Below are 24,049 nucleotides of genomic sequence, written 5' to 3' on the forward strand. Positions count from 1 at the left end.
TATTATAGCATACTTGTTCGGGTGTCACAAACGTTTGTTCGTATTTATATTGACAACGAACAAGTGTTCTGTTATCCTATGAATACAAACAAATGTTCTGGAGGAAAATCACATGACAATTAGAATTTCTAAGGACTTTTTAGCGTATTTCTTTTTCTTTTTAATGATGGCAACGTTCGGAATCATATATATGGCACAATCTAATGCTCTTTATGAAAAACCTCTTACTCATGAAGTAGGGCAAACTCAAGTACAATCGACTGCGAACACACATTCCGCCACCATGAACGGAGAAGTCCTGGGTATTGTTCGGTAATATGAACGTCTGACTTTAGTCAGACGTTTTTTTGTGCTTAAACAAGCACTCCTGATAGCTTTGAGCTATAAATTTTGATATCTTAATTAGTGAAAGGATGAGGTTTATGTTAGAAGAACACAAAATGAAAAGACTGAATGAACTCTCACAGAAAAAGAAAGAATCAGGTTTAACTGAAGAGGAAGGAAAAGAACAGACAGGCTTGAGAGCTGAATACCTGTCCAACTTCCGTAACAGTTTCAAAAAAACGATTGAAAACACAAAAATTATTGATCCTGAAGGCAATGATGTGACACCGGATAAAGTTAAAGAAATTCAGCGTCAGAATAATATCAGAGAAGAATAGGAGAGAAACAATGACAAACGATCAGTTAGCAATTGATACACTACGTGCGTTAAGTATTGACCAGATTGAAAAAGCAAAATCAGGACACCCTGGTTTACCAATGGGTGCAGCACCGATGGCTTATACTTTGTGGACAAAGCACTTGAGATTTAACCCAAGTTCTAAGTATTTCTTTGACCGTGACCGTTTTGTTTTATCAGCAGGCCATGGTTCAGCACTTCTCTATTCACTGCTGCATGTGTCAGGGGCGCTTGAACTGGAAGAGCTTAAAAACTTCCGTCAATGGGAATCTAAAACACCGGGACACCCTGAGTTCAACCATACTGATGGTGTAGACATTACAACAGGTCCACTCGGACAAGGTTTTGCGATGAGTGTCGGGATGGCGATGGCTGAGAAGCACCTGGCAGCGAAATACAATAAAGAAGGTCATGACATTATTGACCACTTTACTTATGTGCTTGTTTCAGACGGGGACCTGATGGAAGGGATTTCTCATGAAGCGGCATCTCTTGCAGGTCATTTAAAATTAAACAAACTGATTGCTTTATATGATTCAAATGATATCTCGCTGGATGGTGACTTGGATAAAGCATTTTCTGAGCAGGTTAAAGGACGCTTTGAAGCATATGGCTGGCAGCATATTTTAGTTGAAGACGGCAATGATATCAATGCCATTGATGCAGCAATCACTCAAGCTAAAAACGCTGACCGTCCGACGATGATTGAAGTGAAAACAGTCATCGGCTACGGCGCTCCTAATAAACAAGGGACAAATGGTGTGCACGGTTCACCACTTGGAGCTGATGAACGTAAACTTGCTTTTGAAAACTACGGACTTGATCCAGAAGAGACATTCAATGTGCCTGATGAAGTCTATGAAATCTTCCAGAACACTATGCTGAAACGTGCCAATGACAAGGAAGCTGCCTGGCATGAAGCATTTAAAGCTTATAAAGAAAACTTCCCTGAACTCGGGGAGCAGCTTGATGCAGCAATTGACAATCGCCTCGTAGAAGGTTATGCCAATGCTTTACCGAAGTTTGAAGTAGGGACATCAGATGCGACGCGTAGTACTTCAGGACAGGTTCTTCAGGCTTTATCACAGTCCGTACCGCAGTTATTTGGCGGCTCTGCCGATTTAGCATCTTCGAATAAATCTAATATTAAAGAAGAAGCTGATTTCTCAGCAGAAACACCAGAAGCCCGCAATATCTGGTTTGGTGTCCGAGAATTCGCGATGGCTGCTATGATTAACGGTATGGCCGCGCATGGTGGGGTTAAACCATATGGCGCGACATTCTTTGTCTTCAGTGACTATTTAAAACCAGCGCTCCGTTTAGCTGCTTTAATGGGTGTACCGTCAACTTATGTCTTTACGCATGATTCTATCGCAGTCGGAGAAGATGGACCGACGCATGAACCGATTGAACAGCTGGCAGGACTTCGTGCGATGCCATATTTAAATCTGTTCCGTCCGGCCGACGGTAACGAAACTCGTGTCGCATGGCAGGTCGCAATGGAATCTAAGAAGGATCCAACTGCTTTAGTACTGACACGTCAGAACCTGCCTGTTCTTGATGTAGAGCAGTCAGTTCTCGAAGAAGGTGTACGACGCGGTGCTTATATCGTCTATCAATCTGAAACACCTGAATACTTAATCGTTGCAACGGGTTCAGAAGTTTCACTTGCTTTAGAAGCAGGTCAGCTGCTTGAATCTCAAGGTAAAGGTGTACAGATTGTCTCTATGCCGAACTTGAATATGTTTGATCAACAGGATGCAGACTACAAATCACAGGTTCTGCCTCGCAGCTTAACGAAACGTGTAGCAATTGAAATGGGTGCGACAGATGGCTGGTACAAATATGTCGGTCTAGATGGACTTGTTATCGGTATTGACCGCTTCGGTGCAAGTGCACCTGGCGACATCGTTATGGAGAAATACGGCTTTACGAAAGAAAATGTGGTTAAAGAAATTTTAAGCCATTTCTAGTAAGACTACCGGGTGACCGGTAGTTTTTTTATGGTTGAAATATAGACTGTATTTTAGTAAAATTTGATAGGAATGAGAAAGTGGGTGAAAGAATGGCAACTTGGATCTGGATTTTATTAATTATTCTTGCAGCAGCTGCAGGAGCAGCCGCTGGTTTTTATTTCGCACGTCAATATATGATGGATTATCTTAAAAAGAACCCGCCTATTAATGAAGAAATGTTACGCATGATGATGATGCAGATGGGTCAGAAACCATCACAGAAGAAAATCAATCAGATGATGTCTATGATGAACAAAAACATGAATCAGAATCTGAAGTAATGAACAGCTCCTGTCCTGGTTGGATGGGGGTATTTTTTTGTCATCAACTGTTCAAAATATAGATGTTCATCCTATATAACTGTTTGCTAATATAGAAAGGAATGGGGTGATTAAATGGGCGATGTAACAATGGCTCTCGCGTTTGGGGCAGGTATTCTAAGTTTTATTTCACCATGTGTACTGCCGATTTATCCAGCGTTTCTATCATATATAACTGGGGTATCGTTTAATGATCTGCAGGAAGGTCAGATCAACCGTAAAGCTATCATGCATACGTTATTATTCCTGCTAGGGTTTTCAATTGTTTATATTTCGTTTGGTATAGGTATTGGTTTTGTCAGTACTATACTGCAGACGTATGATGATACGATTCGAATGGTTGGCGGACTGCTGATGATTGTGTTCGGGCTCATGACGCTCGGTATCTTTACACCTGACTTCCTGATGACGGATAAAAAGTTTAACTTCAAAAATCGTCCGTCAGGTTATTTCGGTTCATTCGTCATTGGTATCGCATTCGCGGCCGGATGGACACCGTGTATGGGGCCAATAGTAGGATCCATTATTTCTCTGGCACTTTCTAATCAATCGCTGGCACTGTTTTACATGATTCTCTATGTCCTTGGTTTCTGTATTCCATTTTTCCTGCTGACTTTCTTTATCACAAAACTGAAGTTCATTCGAACATACAGCCAGGTATTGATGAAAATAGGCGGGGTTATTATGATTATTATGGGTATACTGCTTTTCTTCGACCTGTTGGTTGAAATAACTAGACTATTCAGCTGGGGGATTTAATATGTATGTCATCTTGTCGATGATTGTTGCGGTATGTATGGGGCTTATCGTTATCGTAGTCAGAATGAAAGCCCAGAACTATCCGACTAATGTCAAAAAGATTATTTTACCGCCATTTTTTATGGCAACCGGTGCTTTAATGTATATTTTTCCGTATTTCAGACTGACACCGATGGAAATATTAGAAGCAGTTATTGTCGGAATGTTTTTCTCATTATTCCTGATCTACACTTCTAACTTTGAAGTGAAGGACAAACAGATTTATATGAAACGCTCTAAACTCTTTCCCGTCATATTAATCACACTACTTGTCATTCGGTCCGTCATGAAATATTTCCTCAGCAGTACGATTCATCCCGGTGAACTTGCAGGTATGTTCTTCCTTCTTGCATTCAGTATGATCGTTCCCTGGCGTATTGCCATGTATTTGAAATACAGAAAAATTGAACAGCAAATAAATAAGACAGTCCGCTGACGGACTGTCTTATTTTTTTTGCGCAAGTTCTGAATGGTCAAATATTGAGAATTTTTTCTTCTCGTCATCAGCAAACTCAAAGTATTTCATATAGGGACTATAATCAATGTTCAGTTCTTTCAGCTTTTTCTTCATAAAACCGTGGTCACGTTTTGGTGTCGCAATGATATAGCCGCGCATCATATGATCAAGTTCAATTTTGTCTGCTTTCTCGTCCAGCGCGATTTTAGAAATGCGTCCTGCTATTCTTTCCTTGGCTACATCACGAAAGAGTTCAGGTACAGGAGAGACTAATTCATTCAGTAACGCTCTGCTGTCCTCCTGCCAGAGTGGCAGTGCCTGATTGATGTAATAGTACTGCCAGTCAAGCTCGCTTCTTCCATCTTCTTTAGGCATCCGCTTTAGAAACTTCCTGAACATAAAAAATCCGCCGATTGCCAGTAAGCCAATAAAAATCAGCGTCCATAAGAAGATTAAATACATAAAAGTATCGTTCAAATTATTCACCTCATGCCTCATTATAAAAAATATTTAGGGCTGTGTCTATTTCTCCTTCTTCTGCCGATATATAGGGTGAAAGGAGGTGAACACATGTTAAAAGAACTGACTTTAGTCCTGACATATGTCGCAGCAGTTGATGAAGACGGCAGAGAAGCAAAAAAAGCACGCCGTTTCAGTCAGGTCAGACTCGATCTGACGAATACACAGGCTCTTGAACTGCAAGGATTGATCAGCGAGCTGACTGGTGAAACATATGTGACTGCAGAACTGACTGAACAGAAAGTAGTTAATTAAAAAAAGACTATCACTAAAGAAAGGAGGCAATATCAGTGAAAACACTTCAGATGACATTTATGACGGATTTCGGTAAGAGCTATCAGTTCTCAGTCGTTAATCCTAAAGCAGATTTAAATGCGCAGACAGTCGAAAATGTGATGCAGACGATTATTGACAAGCAGTACTTTGAAACTAAAGCTGGACGTCCAGTCGCTATTAAAAGCGCAAAACTTGTAGACCGCATTGAAAGTATTTTAATCAAGAAAGACTAATTAATCTGACATCTACCTAAGACATGACCCGTAAAGGGCATGTCTTTTTGTGTATAATATGGATGAGGTGAAGTCATGAAAATCATGCATATTGCTGACTTACATATCGGCAGAACATTAAATCAGCATCAGCTACTTGAAGATCAGGTTTTTATGCTGGAACAGCTGATTGACGAGATAGACAAAGAGAAAATAGAGCTTCTGATGATTGCGGGAGATATATATGACCGGGCACTGCCTTCAAAAGAAGCAGTGCAGGTCTTTGAAACATTCATTCAGAAAATCAATATTGATAGAGGGCTGCCTGTTCTGGCAGTAAGCGGTAACCATGATGGTGCCACTAGACTGGGCTATGGCAAAGAGTGGTTTAAGCAGCATCAGTTTCATTTAAGTACTCATATAGCTGACAGCTTTCAGCCGGTGACTTATCAGAATGTTGATTTCTATTTAATTCCTTATGTAGAGCCTGCTGAAGCGCGTCTATACTTCGAGGATGACATTGAGTCACATCGTGACAGCTACAGTCGAATCATCGACCAGATTAGACCGGCAATGAACAGAGACAGAAAATCGGTAGCAGTCAGTCATCTGTTTATTCAAGGAGGTAAGGAGAGCGATTCGGAACGTGCACTTTCAATCGGGGCTGTGGAATATGTGCCTGAGTCAATTTTTAAAGATTTTGACTATGTCGCGCTTGGTCACCTCCACCATCCATTTGCGATTCAATCGGACAAGGTCTACTACAGTGGCAGTCTGATGAAATACTCATTTTCTGAAGTGCAGCAGCCCAAGGGCTACCGGCTGGTTACTATCGATGAAGAAGTACGGAGTATTTTTGTGCCGCTTAAACTATATCGGGATATGCACGTGATTGATAGCAGCTATGACAAAGTGATGAATAACGAACTGAGCTTAAAACAGGATGATTATTACCAGTTTATTTTAAGCGATATGCGTCACATCAAGGATCCGATGACACGTCTTAAAACTGTATATCCCCATGTTTTAGAACTTCGCTACCTGGAAGAAACAGCTATAACGACTGATATTATAGCCGAAGTCGACAAAAGGGAAGACATTGAAATCATTGAACAGTTTATTCAATCGGTGTCAGAAGGCGCTCTGAGCAAAGAGCAGAAGCAGACGCTGGAACGTCTGTTAAAGGAGGTCAATGATGAAACCTATTAAACTTGAGCTCAAAAATTTCGGACCTTTTATTAATGAAACGATTCATTTTGATGAACTGAAAAAAGAGCAGCTTTTTCTGATCAGCGGACGAACAGGGTCAGGTAAAACCATCCTCTTTGATGCGATGACCTATGCCTTATACGGTGAGGCCTCAACGAAAGATAGAGACAAAAACGCGCTACGCAGTCAGTTTGCTGATGAAAATGAAGTATCGAGTGTGACTTTCACTTTTACGATTAATAACGCGACCTATATCGCTGAACGTCAGTTACCCTATAAAAAGCCGGGCAATAAGAATATGACTGATACAAAATTCCAGCTTCATGAGATTACTGATGACAAAAAACTACTGGCAGCGAAGCCCGCTGAAGGTAAACAAGCGGTGCAGAATATTATGAAAGTAGATGCGAATCAGTTCAGGCAGATTTTAATATTGCCGCAAGGTGAGTTTAAGCGATTCCTCGTCTCATCTAGTAAAGAAAAACAGCCTGTACTCAGAACACTGTTTGGTACCGACCGTTTCAAATCACTGGAAGATAAATTGATGACAGAAACGAAAGCGCTGGAAGCAAGTGTTCATTCAATGGAAGAGAGACTGTATCTTTTATTAGAGCAGGTGAAAACAGAAAAAAGATTTGATGGGACAATCAGTCAGCAGTTTGCCTCATATATGGACGAAGTTAAGCGGCAGCAACATGCACTTGAAGATGTACAGGTTAGACTGAGTCGAAAGTTAGAAGAACTGTCACTTGAGCGGCAGTCGCTTGAACAGGCGATTCAAGTCAATGACTGGCAAAGGCAAATAAAAGAGGCAGAGGCTAGACAGGCAGAATTAATTGAGAGTGATGCAGCTATTCAGAATGCGAAGGATGAAGTGAGTCAGCTGCTAGTGCTCGATTATTTAAAGGAAAAAAAGGAAGCACTGGATAACTTAAAGGATAAAAGAACAGTATGGCAAAATGACTTCAATACATTAAAAGATAAGCAAAAACACGAAGATCATCAGCTTACGATCTTAAAAGAGTCCATGACGGCACTTGATCAGGAATATGATTCTATAGAAGAAAAGAAACACTTCAGAGACAATCATCGACATTATATCGTTGAAGAAGAATGGCATCGATTAGAAGAGAAAATAACAGAAAGTATTAATGAACTTCAAGCACACCGGCAAAAATTAGAGCAACTTGAACCAGTTGATACAGGAAAGCTGCTGAATGAGCTTAATGAGATCATGACAGAACGTGAGCAGCTGAGTCAGCAGTTACAAGTAAAACAAATCACGATAACACAGCTGGAAAATGAACGACGTGATAGTGACAAGCAAAATGAACAAGTGAATATCAGAAGCACTTATGAAGAAGAACTGCAGGAACTTAACCAGAAGAAAACTGAACCGTTATTAGATGCTGTTGTAAAGCTTAGGCAACATCTGCATACCGGTGATCACTGTCCAGTGTGCATGCAGCAGATAAGTGTTGTACCAGACATACCTGACCGTGAGACATTAGAAGAACATCAGAAAATAGAACATCGTAAAATTAAACTGGAAAGTCTGATTGAGCAGCTGCAGCACTATCAAATTCGTGACACAACTGAAGTCGTTAAGCAGCTGAAGACTTTAAATGTTGAATTATCTGAACTGACAGCAAAAAAAGAACGATCTGACAGTCACTACGCGTCCTTGTCAGAACATTATCAAAAAGAACTTAATAATCAGTCCATTTATCAATCACAGCAGCAGCTGTACGAGAATCAACAGCGTGACTTACAGTTGAGCGAGCAGTTGTATGAGCAGTTTAAGAAACGAACGGGTTATCAAACCTATCAGCAGTTTGAAGAAGCCTGGCAGCAGTGTCATCAGTCTATTCAGGATCATGAGGAAAATGTCAATGACCTTAAAAGTCAGATACTAGATAAAGAGCGTCTTTTATCAAAGCTTGAAAGTGAACTCAGTCATTTGACAGTATTACTGTCGGACAGTGAAGCAGAATATGAATCTCTAGCTTTAAAACTGCAGTCTGATTTAACGAAGAACAAGCTGACTGAGGATTCAATTGAACAGAATGTGGATATCAGCCGCCTGGAAACGTTACAGCAGAAAGTTGAAGATTATCAGACAGCAGTGCAGGAAGTTCAGTTTAAATTGGATACATTGAATCAGAATATGGCGGGTCGCACGTCCACTGATATCCAGCCGATTGAAGAGTCGATTAAAAATTTGGAGAATGCGGTCAATATGCTCGAGGCAGAAAAGCATACACTGCTGATCAGAGTAGGAGATAATGAGGAACTGCTTAAACAGATTGATGCCTTACTGACAGAATACGAGGCAAAGATAGCGAAGCAGAAAGAGGCACTGGAACTGTCAAGACTCATCAACGGTAAGAATCCCCTCAATCTGACGCTTGAAAACTATGTACTGACATACTATCTCGAACAGACCTTGATCCTATCTAATCTCAGATTAAATGAGATGACGCATCATCGCTACCAGTTCAGACGGAAGAAGGAGAAGTCACTGGGCTATAGTGGACTGGATATCGAGATATTTGATCTCTATTCAAATCAGGTGAGAGATATTTCCACTTTATCGGGGGGAGAGACATTTTTAGCATCTCTTGCGCTCGCATTAGGTTTGAGTGATTATGTGACCCAGTTGTCAGGAGGCATCAGTCTTGAATCTGTCTTTATAGACGAAGGCTTCGGCACTCTGGATAATGAGACCCTTGAGACAGCGATTGAATCACTGATTGAGCTCGAACGAAGCGGTAAGATGGTAGGTCTGATTTCGCATGTTGAGATGCTGAAGTCGAGAATTCCAGCTATTTTACACGTTGAAAGTACAGGCTATTTAAGTTCTACACGTTTCAGCATCAAATAATTGTTACAGTTTAGTCAAAATTTCTTAGTAATATCTAAAAAACTCTGTGATATATTATTTATATCAAGGAGGGTACTGGTATGAAGAAATTAGTTTTTTTAATGGGTATTATCTTATTTTTAGCTGCCTGCAGTAACTCTAGGCTCGAGCCTAAGCCGAGTTATGGTAATCAGGTTTCTGAATTCAAAGCAACAGATGAAGACGGTAAAACATTCACCAATAAGGATATGAGAGGCAAGGTCTGGATTGCAGACTTCATCTTTACAAACTGTGAGACGGTATGTCCACCGATGACTTTTAATATGACTAAAGTGGTCGATGAGCTCGAAAAAGAGGGCGTCAAAGATTACGGCATTATCAGTTTCAGTGTAGACCCAAAACGAGATACACCGGCTAAACTGAAATCATATTCAGAACAATATGGCGCAAAAACAGATAACTGGAAGTTGATGACGGGCTATGATGAGAAATTTATTCGTCAGTTCGGTGAGGAAAACTTCAAAACAATCGCAATCCCACCTACAGCAGGAAATGATCAGGCTACACACGGGACATCTTTTTATCTGATTGATCAAAATGGCACAGTCATTAAAGATTATATCGGTAAAGATACGGGAGACCAGAAGTTCCCTAAAGGTGAAATTGTAGAAGATGTGAAGACCTTGATTCAAGAAGGGCCATACAAAAAATAAAACCGCACTGCCAGAAGGCAGCGCGGTTTTTTTGATTAAAGGTTTTTATTGCGAAGTAAATCGCGGATTTCTGTTAAAAGAACTGTGTTCTCTTCAATAGTTTCTTCTTTAGGCTGTGCTCTCGTTAATTTGTTGAACACTTTGACGAATAAGAAGATAGAGAAAGCGACAATCAGGAAGTCGATAATAGATTGAATGAAGACACCGTATTTAATTCCCATGTAAGCCCAGTCTTTAGCGAAGTCAGTTTTACCACCAAAAACTAAAGCGATGATTGGCATGATAACACTTTCAACTAATGCAGTAACAATTTTACCGAATGCAGCACCGATGACAACAGCGACAGCAAGTTCAAGGACGTTGCCTTTTATAGCAAACTCTTTGAATTCTTTCATTAATGACATGTATAGTCACCTCCTATTAGAACATTTTACATCATTATCAGGCTAAAGGAAATAGTAATATGAAAAATAATGAAAACGGATAATTTCAACAATCAGCCGTGCAAAGTTGAAAGTTTACTCTAAGTACGTTATGATGTACATTGCTTTTATCATACAGAAAAGGAGATGCAAGATGGAAAAAGCTAAAATTACTAAAGTATTTTATATTTCAATGGTGCTTGTACTGATCACAGTGTTACTCGGTGCAATCTGGCCTGCGCATTTTGAAGAAATTACGGGTAACATTAACGATTTTATCACGAAGGAATTTGGCTGGTACTATGTCATGATATCAACATTCATGGTTATTTTCTGTGTTTTTCTCATTTTCAGTCCGATCGGAAAACTGAAATTAGGCAAACCGTCAGATAAACCTGAATTTAATTTAATATCATGGTTCGCGATGTTATTTAGTGCAGGAATGGGTATCGGACTTGTCTTTTACGGTGCTTCTGAACCTCTCAGTCACTTTTTGACGCCGCCTACAGCTGAAAGCGGAACGAAGCAGGCTTTCAGAGATTCTCTTAGGTCGACATTTTTCCACTGGGGCTTTCATGCCTGGGCAATTTACGGCGTCGTGGCACTTGGACTTGCTTATTTTCAATTCCGTAAAGGAGAACCGGGACTTATCTCTCGAACACTTCGTCCTATTTTCGGAAAACACGTTGAAGGTGTATTAGGTACTATTATTGATGTACTTGCAGTATTTGCGACAGTAGTAGGGGTTGCAGTATCCTTAGGGATGGGTGCTCAGCAGATCAATGGTGGATTACATTATCTTTTCAACGTTCCAAATACATTTTTAGTTAAGGTTATCATCGTCATTATTGTAACGGTACTTTTCCTGATGAGTGCCTGGTCAGGATTATCAAAAGGAATCCAGTATTTAAGTAACTTAAACATCTTTTTTGCAGCATTACTTTTATTCGGTGTTCTCTTTGTAGGACCGACTATATTGATCATGAATATGTTCTCTACTTCAATCGGTAACTTACTGCAGAACTTTATTTACATGAGTTTCGATGCGGCACCGCTTAACGAAACTAAACGGGAATGGATGAGTTCATGGACAATCTATTACTGGGGCTGGTGGATGAGCTGGAGCCCATTCGTCGGTATCTTTATTGCTCGTGTCTCTAAAGGACGTACGATTAGAGAATTTCTGCTTGGCGTTCTGCTTGTTCCTTCAATACTCAGCTTCTTCTGGTTCAGTGTCTTTGGCACAACAGCAATTGAAGTGGTCAAAAAAGTTCCAGCTATCGGTAAGATGACGTTAGAGACTCAGTTATTCGGTATCTTCCATGAGATGCCGCTAGGAATCGGCTTATCGATTCTCGCTTTACTGCTGATCTGTACTTTCTTTATCACATCAGCAGACTCAGCGACATTCGTACTCGGTATGCAGTCGACACATGGCTCACTTAATCCGCCGAACACAGTGAAAGTCATCTGGGGTATTTCACAATCACTTATCGCACTTGTCCTGATTTATGCAGGTGGGTTAAATGCGCTGCAGAGTGCGGCTATTATTGTCGCATTCCCGTTCTCATTTGTCCTTCTCGGTATGATGTATTCATTGTACAAGGATGCGAATAAAGAAAGACTGCACCTTGGTCTAACTTTAAAACCTGATAAACGTTTCAGAACAAAAGAATAAAATAAAAGACGGATCAGCTGATCCGTCTTTTTTCTATTGATTAATTTCAGTTTTGACAGATAATAGATTAATGAGGAGGGGGCAATCATCAGAAAGAAATCTAATCCCTATACGATTATTCTCTTATCTTTTTTAGTAACACTCTGTATCGGCACTTTATTACTGGCACTACCTATCGCACAGAAACATCCGGTGCCCATAATCGATCATTTCTTTATTGCGACCAGTGCGTTTACAGTGACAGGACTCGCAACAATCGATATCACAGCGGACTATACTTATTTTGGTCTGACAGTCATTATGCTGCTCATACAGGTCGGAGGACTTGGTATTGTGACCCTTGGAATGGTTATCTTTATATTAATCGGTAGAAAGGTCGGCCTGAAAAACCGCTTCCTGATTACTGAGGCGCTTAATCAGACAAGTATCGGCGGTATTATGCGTCTCGTCAAATTTGTCCTCATAATCAGTCTCGGGTTCGAGTTTGCAGGTACGCTGCTTCTCGCTCTTGAATGGATTCCCGAGTACGGTTTTTGGAACGGTTTATACCGAAGCCTGTTTACCTCTATCAGTGCGTTTAATAACGCAGGCTTCGCGCTACATAGTGATAATATGATGTCACATCGTACGAACCCAGTCATCAACTTTATTGTGACATCGCTCATTATTATGGGTGGGCTGGGTTTCACAGTCTATATCGATTTGATCAAGAAGAAATCATTCCATGCACTGCGTGTCCATACAAAGATCATGCTGATTGGTACGATATGCGTCAACTTTTTTGCGACTGCCCTGATTTTCCTCCTGGAAATGCATAATCAAAAGACAATAGGAGGCTATCACTGGTTTGACCAGCTTCAGATGTCTTATTTTCAGGCTGTGACAACGAGGACAGCAGGCTTCAATTCTATTGATATCGGTGCGATGAATACAGATTCTCTGCTACTCATGATGCTGCTGATGTTTATCGGTGGCGGATCTACTTCTGTAGCCGGTGGTATTAAGCTGACGACAGCAGCCATGGTTATCTTTGGTACAATCAGCTATATTCGAGGTCAGGAAGAAATCAATATATTTGAACGTGCTATCGAAATGAAGTTTCTGCTCAGAAGTTTTGCGATTGTCGTTCTCAGTTCTACGCTCATTTTTATCATTACTTTCCTGCTTGTTCAGGTCGAGCATGACCTGCCGTTTCTGCCGCTGTTTTTTGAAGTAGTGTCAGCTTTTGGTACGGTCGGACTGACAATGGGCGTTACCGCGAAACTCTCCGTTGCCGGTAAATTACTCATTATCTTGATGATGATGATCGGTAAGATTGGTGTATTAACCATTGTCTTCACATTCTCTAAACCGAAAAAACAGCTTTATCATTACCCAAAACAAGATATACTCACAGGTTAAAAGATGCCAGAAAGGCATCTTTTTTTATAAGCAAAACTTATGATTTGTTATTTGATATTCAAAATATGAGCGTGTTTACTTATTTTTTGCAATTGATTAAAATAAGATTGAAAGGGCATTTAACTCAATAGGGGGAACTTATATGAATTCAAATCTTCAGCAGTCATCAAAGCAGACATTTGAACTGAACGGAAAGACTTATACATTCTACAGCTTAAAATCACTGGAAGAACTCGGTCTCGGTGAAATCAGCAAATTGCCATATTCTATCCGTGTGTTACTGGAATCGGTCCTGCGACAATTTGACGGACGAGTCATTACAGAAGACCACATTAAACATTTAGTCAAATGGAGTAAGAAAAATGATCCAAATGCAGAAGTGCCATTTAAACCATCACGTGTCATTCTGCAGGATTTTACAGGGGTACCTGCAGTAGTAGACTTAGCTTCACTACGTAAGGCGATGGATGATGTTGGGGGAGACGTCACTAAAATTAACCCGGAAGTACCGGTGGACCTTGTCATTGACCATTCTGTACAGGTTGACCAGTATGGTAATGAGTCAGCACTTAAGCGCAATGTGGAGCTTGAGTTTGCTCGTAACAAGGAACGTTATCAGTTCTTAAACTGGGCGACTAAAGCATTTGATAATTACCGTGCAGTGCCACCTGCAACAGGTATCGTCCACCAGGTGAACTTAGAGTATTTAGCGAATGTTGTTCATGTGAGAGAAATCAACGGTGAGCAAGTTGCGTTCCCGGATACACTGGTCGGTACTGACTCACATACAACTATGATCAATGGTATCGGTGTTCTTGGATGGGGTGTCGGTGGTATAGAAGCAGAAGCGGGTATGCTCGGACAGCCTTCATACTTCCCGATTCCAGAAGTTGTCGGGGTTAAACTGACAGGGGAACTGCCTGAAGGTACAACTGCAACAGACTTAGCACTGCGTGTGACGCAGGAACTCCGTAAAAAAGGGGTAGTCGGAAAATTTGTTGAATTCTTCGGACCAGGCGTTGAAAAATTACCACTTGCTGACCGTGCGACGATTGCGAATATGGCACCTGAGTATGGTGCGACTTGCGGCTTCTTCCCAGTAGACGAGGAATCGCTTGCCTATTTACGTTTGACAGGTCGTGACGACCAGCATATTCAAGTCGTTAAAGAATATTTAGTGCGTAATGATATGTTCTTTACAGTGGATAAGCCGGAACCGACTTATACAGATATTGTTAAACTTGACTTATCGACAGTAGAAGCTTCTTTATCAGGTCCTAAACGTCCTCAGGATTTAATCAAGTTAAGCGACATGAAGAAGGAATTCATTAAATCTGTTACTGCGCCAGCCGGTAACCAGGGACACGGTTTTGATGAATCTGAATTTGATAAAAAAGCGCATATCAACTTTGCAGATGGGCATCAAGGTGAAATCAAGACAGGCGATATCGCGATTGCGGCGATTACTTCTTGTACGAACACTTCAAATCCTTATGTGATGCTCGGAGCGGGACTCGTAGCTAAAAAAGCGATTGAAAAAGGCCTGCAGGTACCTGAATACGTGAAGACTTCTCTTGCACCAGGTTCTAAAGTTGTAACAGGTTATCTGGAAGCAAGTGGTCTTCAGGACTACCTGGACCAGTTAGGATTCAATACAGTCGGCTATGGTTGTACAACTTGTATCGGTAATTCAGGTCCTTTATTACCTGAAATCGAAGAAGCGATTTCTCGTGAAGATTTACTGGTGACATCTGTCTTATCAGGTAACCGTAACTTTGAGGGACGTATTCATCCACTTGTTAAAGCGAACTATTTAGCATCTCCGCAGCTCGTTGTTGCTTATGCACTTGCGGGTACAGTGGATATTGATCTGCAGAACGATCCACTCGGCAAAAGTGCTGATGGACAGGATGTTTATTTAAAAGATATATGGCCTTCTATTGAGGAAGTAAAAGATACGGTTCATTCAGTTGTAACACCGGAATTATTCCGCAAAGAATATGAATCTGTCTTTGAGTCAAATAGTCTCTGGAATGCGATTGAATCGACAGATCAGCCGTTATATGATTTTGATCCTAATTCTACTTATATTCAGAATCCGACTTTCTTCCAGAACTTATCGAAAGAACCGGGTATGATCCAGCCGCTTAAAGATTTACGCGTAATGGGTAAATTCGGTGACTCAGTGACAACTGACCATATTTCACCAGCAGGTGCTATCGGTAAAGACACACCAGCTGGACTTTATCTGAAAAACCATGGTGTTGATATCCGTGACTTCAACTCTTATGGTTCTCGTCGTGGTAACCATGAAGTCATGATGCGTGGTACGTTTGCAAACATCCGTATCAAGAACCAGATTGCACCAGGGACTGAAGGTGGCTTCACGACTTACTGGCCAACAGGTGAAGTGATGCCGATTTTTGATGCGGCAATGAAATATCAGGCAGACGGCACAGGACTTGCGGTACTTGCCGGGTATGACTACGGTATGGGTTCATCACGTGACTGGGCAGCGAAAGGAACGAATCTGTTAGGTGTCAAAACCGTTATCGCGCAGAGTTACGAGCGAATTCACCGTTCAAACCTTGTCATGATGGGTGTGCTGCCACTTCAGTTTATGAAAAAAGATTCAGCTGAATCTCTTGGTTTAACTGGACGTGAAGCGATCTCAGTCGATATCCATGAAGGTATTCGTCCTCGTGATATCGTTAAAGTGACAGCTGTCAAAGAAGACGGCTCAAAAGTAGAATTTGAAGCACTTGCTCGATTTGATTCAGAAGTAGAAATTGATTACTATCGTCATGGTGGTATCCTGCAGATGGTTCTTCGTAACAAATTAGCATAATGTTTAACCGGCTTAACAGCCGGTTTTTTTGTTATAATGTAGCGGAGGAGTGAGGATATGTTTATTACGGAAACAGAGATAGCGGTCAGATATGCCGAAACAGATAAGATGGGTGTTGTCTATCATGCTAATTATCTGATCTGGTGTGAAGTGGCACGGACTGACTTCATTGAGAAAGCAGGATTTAAATATGCAGATATGGAAGCTGAAGGGATTATCTCACCGGTTATCAATATCAATTTAAACTATAAACAATCTGTGACTTATCCGGAGAAGGTTATCGTCAGGAGCTGGATTGAGTCGTACAGTAAATTAAGAACGGTCTATGGCTATGAAATCTTAAACGCATCAGGTGCCGTTGTGGCAGACGGTACTTCAACGCATGTTCTGCTGAAAAAGGGCTCAGACAGACCCATCAGACTGGACCGGCACTTCCCAGAATGGCATGTGAAATATATGGAACTTTACGAGCAATAAAAAATACCACGTCCAGGGGACGTGGTATTACTTTGTATAAATAACTTCGTCGTTTTGCACGGTTACGTTTAATGTATTATCTTCAAAGTACCAGATATCTTTCGCATCAACAAAGTAAGTGATGCCATTAATCTTTTCGTTATAGCTGTCAGCGGGTAATGGCTCAACAGTAAAGCCAATTCCAAAACCTTGCTTCAGCTGAAAGTCTCCACCATATCTTGGATAGAATTTAACAGCCATATCCTCTGTTAGTTGAAGTTCTTCTTTAAACCAGTTCTGGGCATTTTCGTCTAAAATGATTTTCATTTTATCACATCCATTTAATTTTTGGTTCTTCGTGGTTCATTATACGACTGATGTTGGCACGATGTCTAACAATAACAATTACCATGATAATGAAGGAAATGCCTGTTATGATCCAGTCACCAAATGGAACTGCTGCGATAAAATTAATGATGCTGGCAAGGATGCTCGCCAGTGAGACGTACTTAAATGCGTAGAGAACACTGAAAAAGGCGATAGCGGTTAAAATGAACAGCACAGGATTGACAGCAAGTACAACTCCTGCTGATGTCGCGACAGCCTTACCACCTTTAAATTTCAGGAAAATGGAGAAGACATGTCCTAAGACGGCGAAGAGTCCGACAATGATTCCGTGGACATCACTATGAAATAGCAGGGGTAGAAGTGCACCGATGACGCCTTTTGCCATATCCAGCAGTGTCACCACTATACCGGCATTTCGTCCGAGGACGCGGAATGTATTGGTGGCGCCCAGGTTGCCACTGCCATAGTTTCTGATATCTTTATGATAAAAATATTTGCCGATCAGTAGGCCGGGCGATACGCTGCCGACGAGATAAGCAATTAAACACATCCATACAATAGTCATTCAAGCACTCCTTTTAATAGCAGGTACTAATAGTTTACCATATAGGTGTATGGACGATAAGTAGTTATCATTATTTTTATAATTAAAATATAACTTTATTATGTAAACTAATATATAACTTGATTTTTTAACCAAAATGTAGAAGAATAATGATTGTATGAAAAAATAACGAACATATGTTTGCAGGAGGGTCCGATTTGGTACAAAACAATCAATATAATGATGAATCTATTCAGGTGCTTGAAGGCCTTGAGGCAGTAAGAAAAAGACCTGGTATGTATATCGGTTCTACAGATGGCCGCGGATTACATCATCTCGTTTATGAAATATTAGATAACTCTATAGATGAAGCACTGAATGGACATGGATCAGCGATTGAAGTCACGCTTAATAAAGATGGCAGTGTGACTGTCGCAGATAATGGCCGTGGTATGCCGACTGGGCTGCATAAGACGGGCAAACCGACACCTGAAGTCATTTTTACTGTGCTTCATGCAGGCGGTAAGTTTGGCCAGGGTGGCTATAAAACGAGTGGGGGTCTGCACGGTGTAGGGGCTTCTGTCGTCAATGCACTGAGTTCATGGCTGAAAGTAACGATATATAATAACGGCAAGATTCATGAGCAGCGATTTGAAGACGGTGGACAACCTATGACGACTCTTGAAGAAGTAGGCACGACTAAACGGACTGGAACGACCGTTACCTTTATGCCGGACCCTAAAATATTCAAACAGACCGTGCATTTTAACTATGATACACTGGCAGAACGTCTTAGAGAATCAGCATTCCTCTTACAGGATTTAAAGATTACGCTGACTGACAAACGCGGTAAGGAAGAGAAACAGGATATCTTTCATTTTGAAGAAGGGCTGAAAGCATTTGTGGCCTTTGTCAATGAAGGGAAAGAGACGCTGCATGATGTCGTGATGTTTAAAGGAGAATCAGCAGGCATAGAAGTAGAAGCTGCCTTTCAATATAACGACCAGTACAGTGAGACGATTCTGTCCTTCGTCAATAATGTCCGTACAAAAGATGGGGGGACACATGAAGTCGGAATGAAGACGGCGATTACCCGTGTGTTCAACGAATATGCCCGCAAAATTGGAGAACTGAAGCAGAAGGATAAGAATCTGGACGGTAATGATATCCGTGAAGGGATGACAGCTGTCATCTCTGTCAAGATTCCTGAGGAACTGCTGCAGTTTGAAGGACAGACGAAATCTAAGCTGGGTACAAGTGAAGCACGAAGCGCAGTCGACAATGTCATTGCTGATCAGCTGCCCTACTTCCTTGAAGAAAACGGTAAACTCTCACAGAGTCTGGTCAAAAAAGCGGTTAAAGCCTCTCAGGCACGTGAAGCAGCACGTAAAGCGCGTGAAGAGGCGCGTAATGGCAAGAAAAAGCGTAAGGAAACACTTCTGTCAGGTAAGCTGACGCCCGCTCAGAGCAAGAATACAGAAAAGAATGAGCTCTATCTTGTTGAGGGCGATTCTGCCGGCGGTTCTGCTAAGCAGGGACGTGACCGTAAGTTTCAGGCGATTCTGCCGTTAAGAGGGAAAGTCATCAATACAGAGAAAGCAAAGCTTGAAGATATCTTCAAAAATGAAGAAATCAATACCATCATCCATACAATCGGTGCAGGCGTCGGTACTGACTTTACATTAAAAGACAGTAACTACAATAAAGTTATTATTATGACCGATGCCGATACAGACGGTGCACATATTCAGGTGCTGCTCTTGACGTTCTTCTTTAACTATATGCGCCCGATGCTTGAAGCAGGTCGTGTCTATATCGCTTTGCCACCTCTTTATAAAGTCTCAAAAGGGAAAGGGAAGAACGAAGTCATAGAATATGCTTGGACAGATGAAGAACTGATGGGTGTCCAGAAAAAAGTCGGTAAGGGATTCACTTTGCAGCGTTACAAAGGTCTTGGTGAAATGAATCCGGATCAGCTATGGGAGACGACGATGAATCCAGAGACGCGTACGCTTATCCGTGTGCAGATCAATGACGAAGTAAGAAGTGCAAAACGTCTGACGACACTGATGGGGGATAAAGTCGAGCCACGACGTGACTGGATTGAAAGACATGTTGAATTCGGCATGCAGGAAGATGTCGGTATCCTTGAAAATGATGAAGTACAGCTCATGAAAGAAGAAGAGGATATCAACGTGATAGAAGATTTAGAGTTAGGAGATGAAGCGTAATGGCTGAACAGATACAGATTCTGCCGCTTGAAGATGTCATTGGTGACCGCTTTGCGCGGTACAGTAAGTATATTATTCAGGACCGCGCGATTCCCGATGTTCGTGACGGCCTGAAGCCGGTGCAGCGCCGAATTCTGTTTGCGATGCATCAGGAAGGCAATACATTCGATAAGAATTTCAGAAAAAGTGCCAAGACAGTCGGTAATGTGATCGGTAACTATCATCCGCATGGTGATACTTCCGTATATGAAGCGATGGTCCGTATGAGTCAGGACTGGAAACTTCGCCATGTCCTGGTTGAGATGCACGGTAACAACGGTAGTATCGATAACGATCCACCTGCAGCCATGCGTTATACTGAGGCCAAGTTATCTAAACTGGCAGAACTTCTGCTGAAAGATATTCAGTATGATACAGTGGACTATGTCCAGAACTTTGATGATACAGCGATGGAACCGGTTGTCCTGCCTGCTAAATATCCGAACCTTTTAGTCAATGGTTCAACAGGGATTTCAGCAGGTTATGCGACAGATATCCCGACACATAACCTGAAGGAAGTCATCGATGCGACACTGCTCGTCATTGATAATACGAATGTCAATCTGGACCGTATCATGGAAGTGATGCCCGGCCCTGATTTTGCGACGGGGGGAATCATCCAGGGTAAGGCAGGCATCAGACAGGCGTACGAAACAGGTAAAGGCAAAATCGTTGTCCGCGGTAAAGTAGATATAGAAGAACTGCGCGGCGGCCGTAGTCAGATTATTGTGACTGAGATTCCATATGAGGTCAATAAAGGGGTGCTCGTCAAGCGTATTGATGAACTCCGTGCTGATAAGAAAGTCGATGGCATTCTGGAAGTTCGCGACGAAACAGACCGCGAAGGGCTGAGAATTGCTATCGAGCTTAAAAAAGATGCCAATGCTGAAGGCATTCTGAATTACTTGTATAAGAATACAGAACTGCAGATCAACTACAATTTCAATATGGTAGCCATCAGTGACAGACGACCTAAACAGCTCGGTGTCCGTGAGATGCTGGACAGTTATATCCGTCATCAGTATGAAGTGGTCACAAGACGGAGTGATTATCAGCTGCAGCAGGCTCAGCGCCGCATGCATATTGTTGAAGGTTTGATTAAAACAATTTCTATTCTGGACGATGTCATTGCTGTTATCAGAAAATCGAGTAACAAGCAGGATGCAAAACAGAACCTTGTCGATTCATTTGAATTTACGATGGAACAGGTTGAAGCGATAGTCAGTCTTCAGCTATATCGTCTGACGAATACGGATATAGTGGCGCTTGAGAAAGAACATGATCAGTTAAAAACACAGATCAAAGAACTGGCTGAAATTCTCGCAAATCCTAAGAAACTGAAGCAGGTCATTAAGAAAGAACTTAAACAAGTTCAAAAAGAATACGGTGAACCTCGACTCAGTCAGATAGAAGAGAAAGTAGCTGAACTGAAGATATCTAAAGACATTACTGTTCCGAATGAAGAAGTGATGGTCAGCCTGACACGAGATGGTTACATTAAACGAACTTCTTTAAGAAGCTACGGTGCAAGTGAAGTGAATGAAGTCGGCGTTAAAGAGGGCGATACACTGCTTACTCATACTCAGGCTAATCTGCAGCACACGCTCATTGTCTTTACTTCACAAGGACACTATCTCTATATTCCTGTCGTTAACTTGCCTGATGTGAAGTGGAAAGATCTCGGTACACATGTTTCACAGATTGTACCGCTGAAAGAACAGGATCGTGTACTCAACATGGTTGCTGTAGAATCATTTGATACGCGTTTTGTAGTCACGGCGACACGTAACGGTATGATCAAAAAGACGGCGCTTAAAGATTATCAGACCACGCGTTTTACCCGTCCGATTGTCGGCATTAAACTGAAACCAGATGATGAAGTCATCTACAGTGATATTGTTAATGAAGGCACAGTTATGGTCGTTACACAAAACGGTTATGCACTGAGCTATCAGACAGATGAGATCAGTGAACAGGGCTTAAAAGCATCCGGTGTAAAGTCAATCAATCTTAAAGATGATAGAGTCGCTGCGACCCTGATTCAAAAAGACGGTGATTTACTGATTGCGACGCAGCGCGGAGCAGTGAAACGGATGAAGTTGAACATGGAAGTTTCGAAAAGAGCTAATAGGGGCCTTTTACTTCTGAAGGAACTAAAATCCAATCCACATCGTATCGTTGCAGCTGCCATCGTACAGCCGGAAGAGCAGTTCCATTTACTTTCAGATAAAGGACAGACTTTCAGTCAGACGGTGAAATCAATCCGTGTGACAGAACGCTATACAAACGGCAGTTTTGTTGTAGATGAAGGTGACTTTGGGAAAGTCTCTGACATGTTTATTACTGAATAATATATCTTTGGACAATCCTTTTGTGATAATATACGTGATATACGTATTTTTTTACAGGAGGATTGTTCTTTGAATTTTAATGACATTAATTTTGATGCTATGATTCCTGAATGGTTCAAGACCATTGTGTCGACAGGTAATGATTTAATCTGGACACAATTTTTAATTGGTCTGCTGCTGATGGCAGGACTATTCTTTAGTTTAAGCTCGCGTTTTGTTCAACTTAGATGGCTGCGTGAGATGTTCCGTGTAATCGGTGAAAAACCGGAAACACTGGATGATGGTCAGAAAGGGATTTCCTCATTTCAGGCATTTGCAATCAGTGCGGCAAGCCGTGTAGGAACAGGTAATATTGCCGGCGTTGCAACTGCGATTGTGCTTGGTGGTCCAGGTGCAGTCTTCTGGATGTGGGTCATCGCGTTCTTCGGTGCGGCGTCCGCATTCTTCGAGGCGACTTTAGCGCAAGTCTATAAAGTACCGGATAAAGAAGGCGGCTTCCGCGGTGGTCCGGCATACTATATGGAACGTGGACTCGGTCAGAAATGGCTGGGTGTGACATTTGCGATTCTGATTACTGTGACATTTGCGTTTGTCTTCAACACAGTACAGTCGAACACGATTGCAGAGAGTTTTAATACGCAGTACAGTATTGCACCGTGGATAACAGGTCTCATTCTTGCTGTTATTACAGCAGTCGTCATCTTCGGCGGAGTTCGTTCTATCGCTAAGATTTCATCAACGATTGTCCCTGTTATGGCGATTCTTTATATCTTACTGGTACTGTTTATTTTAGTGACACATGCTAATATGATTATTCCGATGCTTGCTTCTATCGTTAAAGGTGCCTTCGGTATGGAACAGGCATTTGGTGGGGCGCTCGGCTTTACTATTATGCAGGGGATTAAACGAGGACTCTTCTCAAATGAAGCGGGGATGGGGTCAGCACCGAATGCTGCCGCAACAGCTGCTGTCTCTCACCCGGTCAAACAAGGGTTGATTCAGTCGCTTGGTGTCTTCTTTGATACAATGATCGTCTGTACAGCGACAGCGATCATGATTCTTCTTTATTCTGGACTTGAATTCGGTGAAAAAGCGCCTCAAGGTGTTGCCGTGACACAGGCCGCTCTTAATAGTCACGTCGGCTCGTTCGGTGGTATATTCTTAACAGTCGCTGTCTTCTTGTTCGCTTATTCATCTGTTATTGGTAACTATTACTACGGTCAGTCAAACATTGAGTATTTAACAACGAATAAGACAGTGATGTTTATCTTCCGTCTACTTGTTGTATTCATGGTCTTCTTCGGCGCAGTTGTTAAAGTCGAGACCGTGTGGGCAACAGCTGACTTATTTATGGGTCTGATGGCTATCTTAAACATTACAGCGATAATCGGCTTAGCACACGTCGTATTTGAAGTGGCTCGTGACTATGCAGATCAGCGTAAAAAAGGCCTTAATCCAGTCTTCAGAACAAAAAATGTTAAAGCAGATTTATCATCAGTTGATACATGGGGCGACAATCCTTATCACTATGAAGACAAATAAAAAAGACTATGCATGTGCAGAGGCCACTGAAAATCTCCTTTAATAATCTACGATTATTCTGATAATTAAAGAAGAATCGCAATTGAATAAAAATCTTTTAGAGAACATGAATTTTGAAATTCATG

22 protein-coding genes are annotated in these 24,049 nt (G+C 41.6%); 18 read left to right on the forward strand and 4 right to left on the reverse strand.

Going from position 1 to position 24,049, the window contains the following annotated elements; translation table 11 throughout:
* Positions 1-112 precede the first annotated feature (112 nt).
* The 6 genes from MGG13_RS05880 (at position 113) to MGG13_RS05905 (ending at position 4,251) form a co-directional block, all read left to right on the forward strand.
* Positions 113-316: a hypothetical protein gene (locus MGG13_RS05880; RefSeq protein WP_239034291.1), complete on the forward strand. Its 204-nt coding sequence runs from the start codon at positions 113-115 to the stop codon at positions 314-316.
* 106 nt (positions 317-422) lie between these two features.
* A complete protein-coding gene (locus MGG13_RS05885; protein WP_133432701.1) occupies positions 423-662 on the forward strand; it encodes a DUF896 domain-containing protein in 240 nt (79 codons plus the stop codon).
* A 10-nt stretch (positions 663-672) separates the two neighbouring features.
* Positions 673-2,655 carry a transketolase gene (gene tkt / locus MGG13_RS05890; protein ID WP_239034292.1) on the forward strand — a complete coding sequence of 661 codons (1,983 nt, stop codon included), beginning with the start codon at positions 673-675 and terminating at the stop codon, positions 2,653-2,655.
* A 92-nt stretch (positions 2,656-2,747) separates the two neighbouring features.
* Entirely contained in the window at positions 2,748-2,978 is a 231-nt protein-coding gene (locus MGG13_RS05895) for a YneF family protein (RefSeq protein ID WP_133432703.1), read from the forward strand.
* Positions 2,979-3,092: 114 nt separating this feature from the next.
* Positions 3,093-3,776, forward strand: a complete 684-nt coding sequence (locus tag MGG13_RS05900) for a cytochrome c biogenesis CcdA family protein (protein WP_133432704.1) — start codon at positions 3,093-3,095, stop codon at positions 3,774-3,776.
* Position 3,777: 1 nt separating this feature from the next.
* Entirely contained in the window at positions 3,778-4,251 is a 474-nt protein-coding gene (locus tag MGG13_RS05905; protein ID WP_133432705.1) for a CcdC family protein, read from the forward strand.
* A 9-nt stretch (positions 4,252-4,260) separates the two neighbouring features.
* Here MGG13_RS05905 and MGG13_RS05910 read toward each other — a convergent pair whose 3' ends face one another.
* Positions 4,261-4,749 carry a DUF2621 family protein gene (locus MGG13_RS05910; protein ID WP_133432721.1) on the reverse strand — a complete coding sequence of 163 codons (489 nt, stop codon included), beginning with the start codon at positions 4,747-4,749 and terminating at the stop codon, positions 4,261-4,263.
* A 93-nt stretch (positions 4,750-4,842) separates the two neighbouring features.
* Here MGG13_RS05910 and MGG13_RS05915 point away from each other — a divergent pair, with 93 nt between their 5' ends.
* The 5 genes from MGG13_RS05915 to MGG13_RS05935 all read left to right on the forward strand — a co-directional run bounded on the left by MGG13_RS05915 (position 4,843) and on the right by MGG13_RS05935 (position 10,064).
* Positions 4,843-5,046: a DUF1659 domain-containing protein gene (locus tag MGG13_RS05915; protein WP_133432706.1), complete on the forward strand. Its 204-nt coding sequence runs from the start codon at positions 4,843-4,845 to the stop codon at positions 5,044-5,046.
* A 35-nt stretch (positions 5,047-5,081) separates the two neighbouring features.
* The gene (locus MGG13_RS05920; RefSeq protein WP_133432707.1) at positions 5,082-5,300 is read left to right on the forward strand and encodes a DUF2922 domain-containing protein; all 219 of its coding nucleotides are present in this window, start codon (positions 5,082-5,084) and stop codon (positions 5,298-5,300) included.
* Between the two features lie 75 nt (positions 5,301-5,375).
* The gene (locus MGG13_RS05925) at positions 5,376-6,488 is read left to right on the forward strand and encodes an exonuclease SbcCD subunit D (RefSeq protein WP_239034293.1); all 1,113 of its coding nucleotides are present in this window, start codon (positions 5,376-5,378) and stop codon (positions 6,486-6,488) included.
* The gene (locus MGG13_RS05930) at positions 6,475-9,372 is read left to right on the forward strand and encodes an AAA family ATPase (protein WP_239034294.1); all 2,898 of its coding nucleotides are present in this window, start codon (positions 6,475-6,477) and stop codon (positions 9,370-9,372) included. The genes MGG13_RS05925 and MGG13_RS05930 overlap by 14 nt, the downstream gene beginning before the upstream one ends.
* Positions 9,373-9,452: 80 nt before the next feature.
* Positions 9,453-10,064 (forward strand): SCO family protein, encoded by a 612-nt coding sequence (locus MGG13_RS05935; RefSeq protein WP_239034295.1) that lies wholly within the window; start codon positions 9,453-9,455, stop codon positions 10,062-10,064.
* 35 nt (positions 10,065-10,099) lie between these two features.
* Here the strand turns inward: MGG13_RS05935 and mscL are convergent, their stop codons facing one another.
* Positions 10,100-10,468 carry a large conductance mechanosensitive channel protein MscL gene (mscL, locus tag MGG13_RS05940; protein ID WP_133432711.1) on the reverse strand — a complete coding sequence of 123 codons (369 nt, stop codon included), beginning with the start codon at positions 10,466-10,468 and terminating at the stop codon, positions 10,100-10,102.
* A gap of 172 nt (positions 10,469-10,640) precedes the next feature.
* On the opposite strand from mscL, the gene MGG13_RS05945 reads away from it, so the two are divergent.
* From MGG13_RS05945 to MGG13_RS05960, 4 genes are all read left to right on the forward strand, one after another.
* A complete protein-coding gene (locus tag MGG13_RS05945; protein WP_239034296.1) occupies positions 10,641-12,164 on the forward strand; it encodes a glycine betaine uptake BCCT transporter in 1,524 nt (507 codons plus the stop codon).
* A gap of 87 nt (positions 12,165-12,251) precedes the next feature.
* Positions 12,252-13,565 carry a TrkH family potassium uptake protein gene (locus MGG13_RS05950; protein ID WP_275416171.1) on the forward strand — a complete coding sequence of 438 codons (1,314 nt, stop codon included), beginning with the start codon at positions 12,252-12,254 and terminating at the stop codon, positions 13,563-13,565.
* A 142-nt stretch (positions 13,566-13,707) separates the two neighbouring features.
* Positions 13,708-16,413, forward strand: coding sequence for an aconitate hydratase AcnA (gene acnA, locus MGG13_RS05955; protein ID WP_239034297.1), 2,706 nt, complete (start codon positions 13,708-13,710; stop codon positions 16,411-16,413).
* A gap of 57 nt (positions 16,414-16,470) precedes the next feature.
* Positions 16,471-16,890, forward strand: a complete 420-nt coding sequence (locus tag MGG13_RS05960) for an acyl-CoA thioesterase (protein WP_239034298.1) — start codon at positions 16,471-16,473, stop codon at positions 16,888-16,890.
* Between the two features lie 27 nt (positions 16,891-16,917).
* Here the strand turns inward: MGG13_RS05960 and MGG13_RS05965 are convergent, their stop codons facing one another.
* Together MGG13_RS05965 and plsY are read right to left on the reverse strand one after the other, a co-directional pair.
* The gene (locus MGG13_RS05965; RefSeq protein ID WP_239034299.1) at positions 16,918-17,196 is read right to left on the reverse strand and encodes a HesB/YadR/YfhF family protein; all 279 of its coding nucleotides are present in this window, start codon (positions 17,194-17,196) and stop codon (positions 16,918-16,920) included.
* 4 nt (positions 17,197-17,200) lie between these two features.
* Positions 17,201-17,782, reverse strand: coding sequence for a glycerol-3-phosphate 1-O-acyltransferase PlsY (gene plsY / locus MGG13_RS05970; protein ID WP_239034300.1), 582 nt, complete (start codon positions 17,780-17,782; stop codon positions 17,201-17,203).
* 197 nt (positions 17,783-17,979) lie between these two features.
* On the opposite strand from plsY, the gene parE reads away from it, so the two are divergent.
* The 3 genes from parE (at position 17,980) to alsT (ending at position 23,924) form a co-directional block, all read left to right on the forward strand.
* The gene (gene parE, locus MGG13_RS05975; RefSeq protein ID WP_239034301.1) at positions 17,980-19,992 is read left to right on the forward strand and encodes a DNA topoisomerase IV subunit B; all 2,013 of its coding nucleotides are present in this window, start codon (positions 17,980-17,982) and stop codon (positions 19,990-19,992) included.
* A complete protein-coding gene (gene parC, locus MGG13_RS05980) occupies positions 19,992-22,382 on the forward strand; it encodes a DNA topoisomerase IV subunit A (protein ID WP_239034302.1) in 2,391 nt (796 codons plus the stop codon). The genes parE and parC overlap by 1 nt, the downstream gene beginning before the upstream one ends.
* A 99-nt stretch (positions 22,383-22,481) precedes the next feature.
* A complete protein-coding gene (alsT, locus tag MGG13_RS05985; RefSeq protein WP_239035681.1) occupies positions 22,482-23,924 on the forward strand; it encodes a glutamine transporter AlsT in 1,443 nt (480 codons plus the stop codon).
* Positions 23,925-24,049 lie beyond the last annotated feature (125 nt).

This window comes from Macrococcus brunensis, from assembly GCF_022343725.1.
Classification (GTDB): domain Bacteria; phylum Bacillota; class Bacilli; order Staphylococcales; family Staphylococcaceae; genus Macrococcus; species Macrococcus brunensis.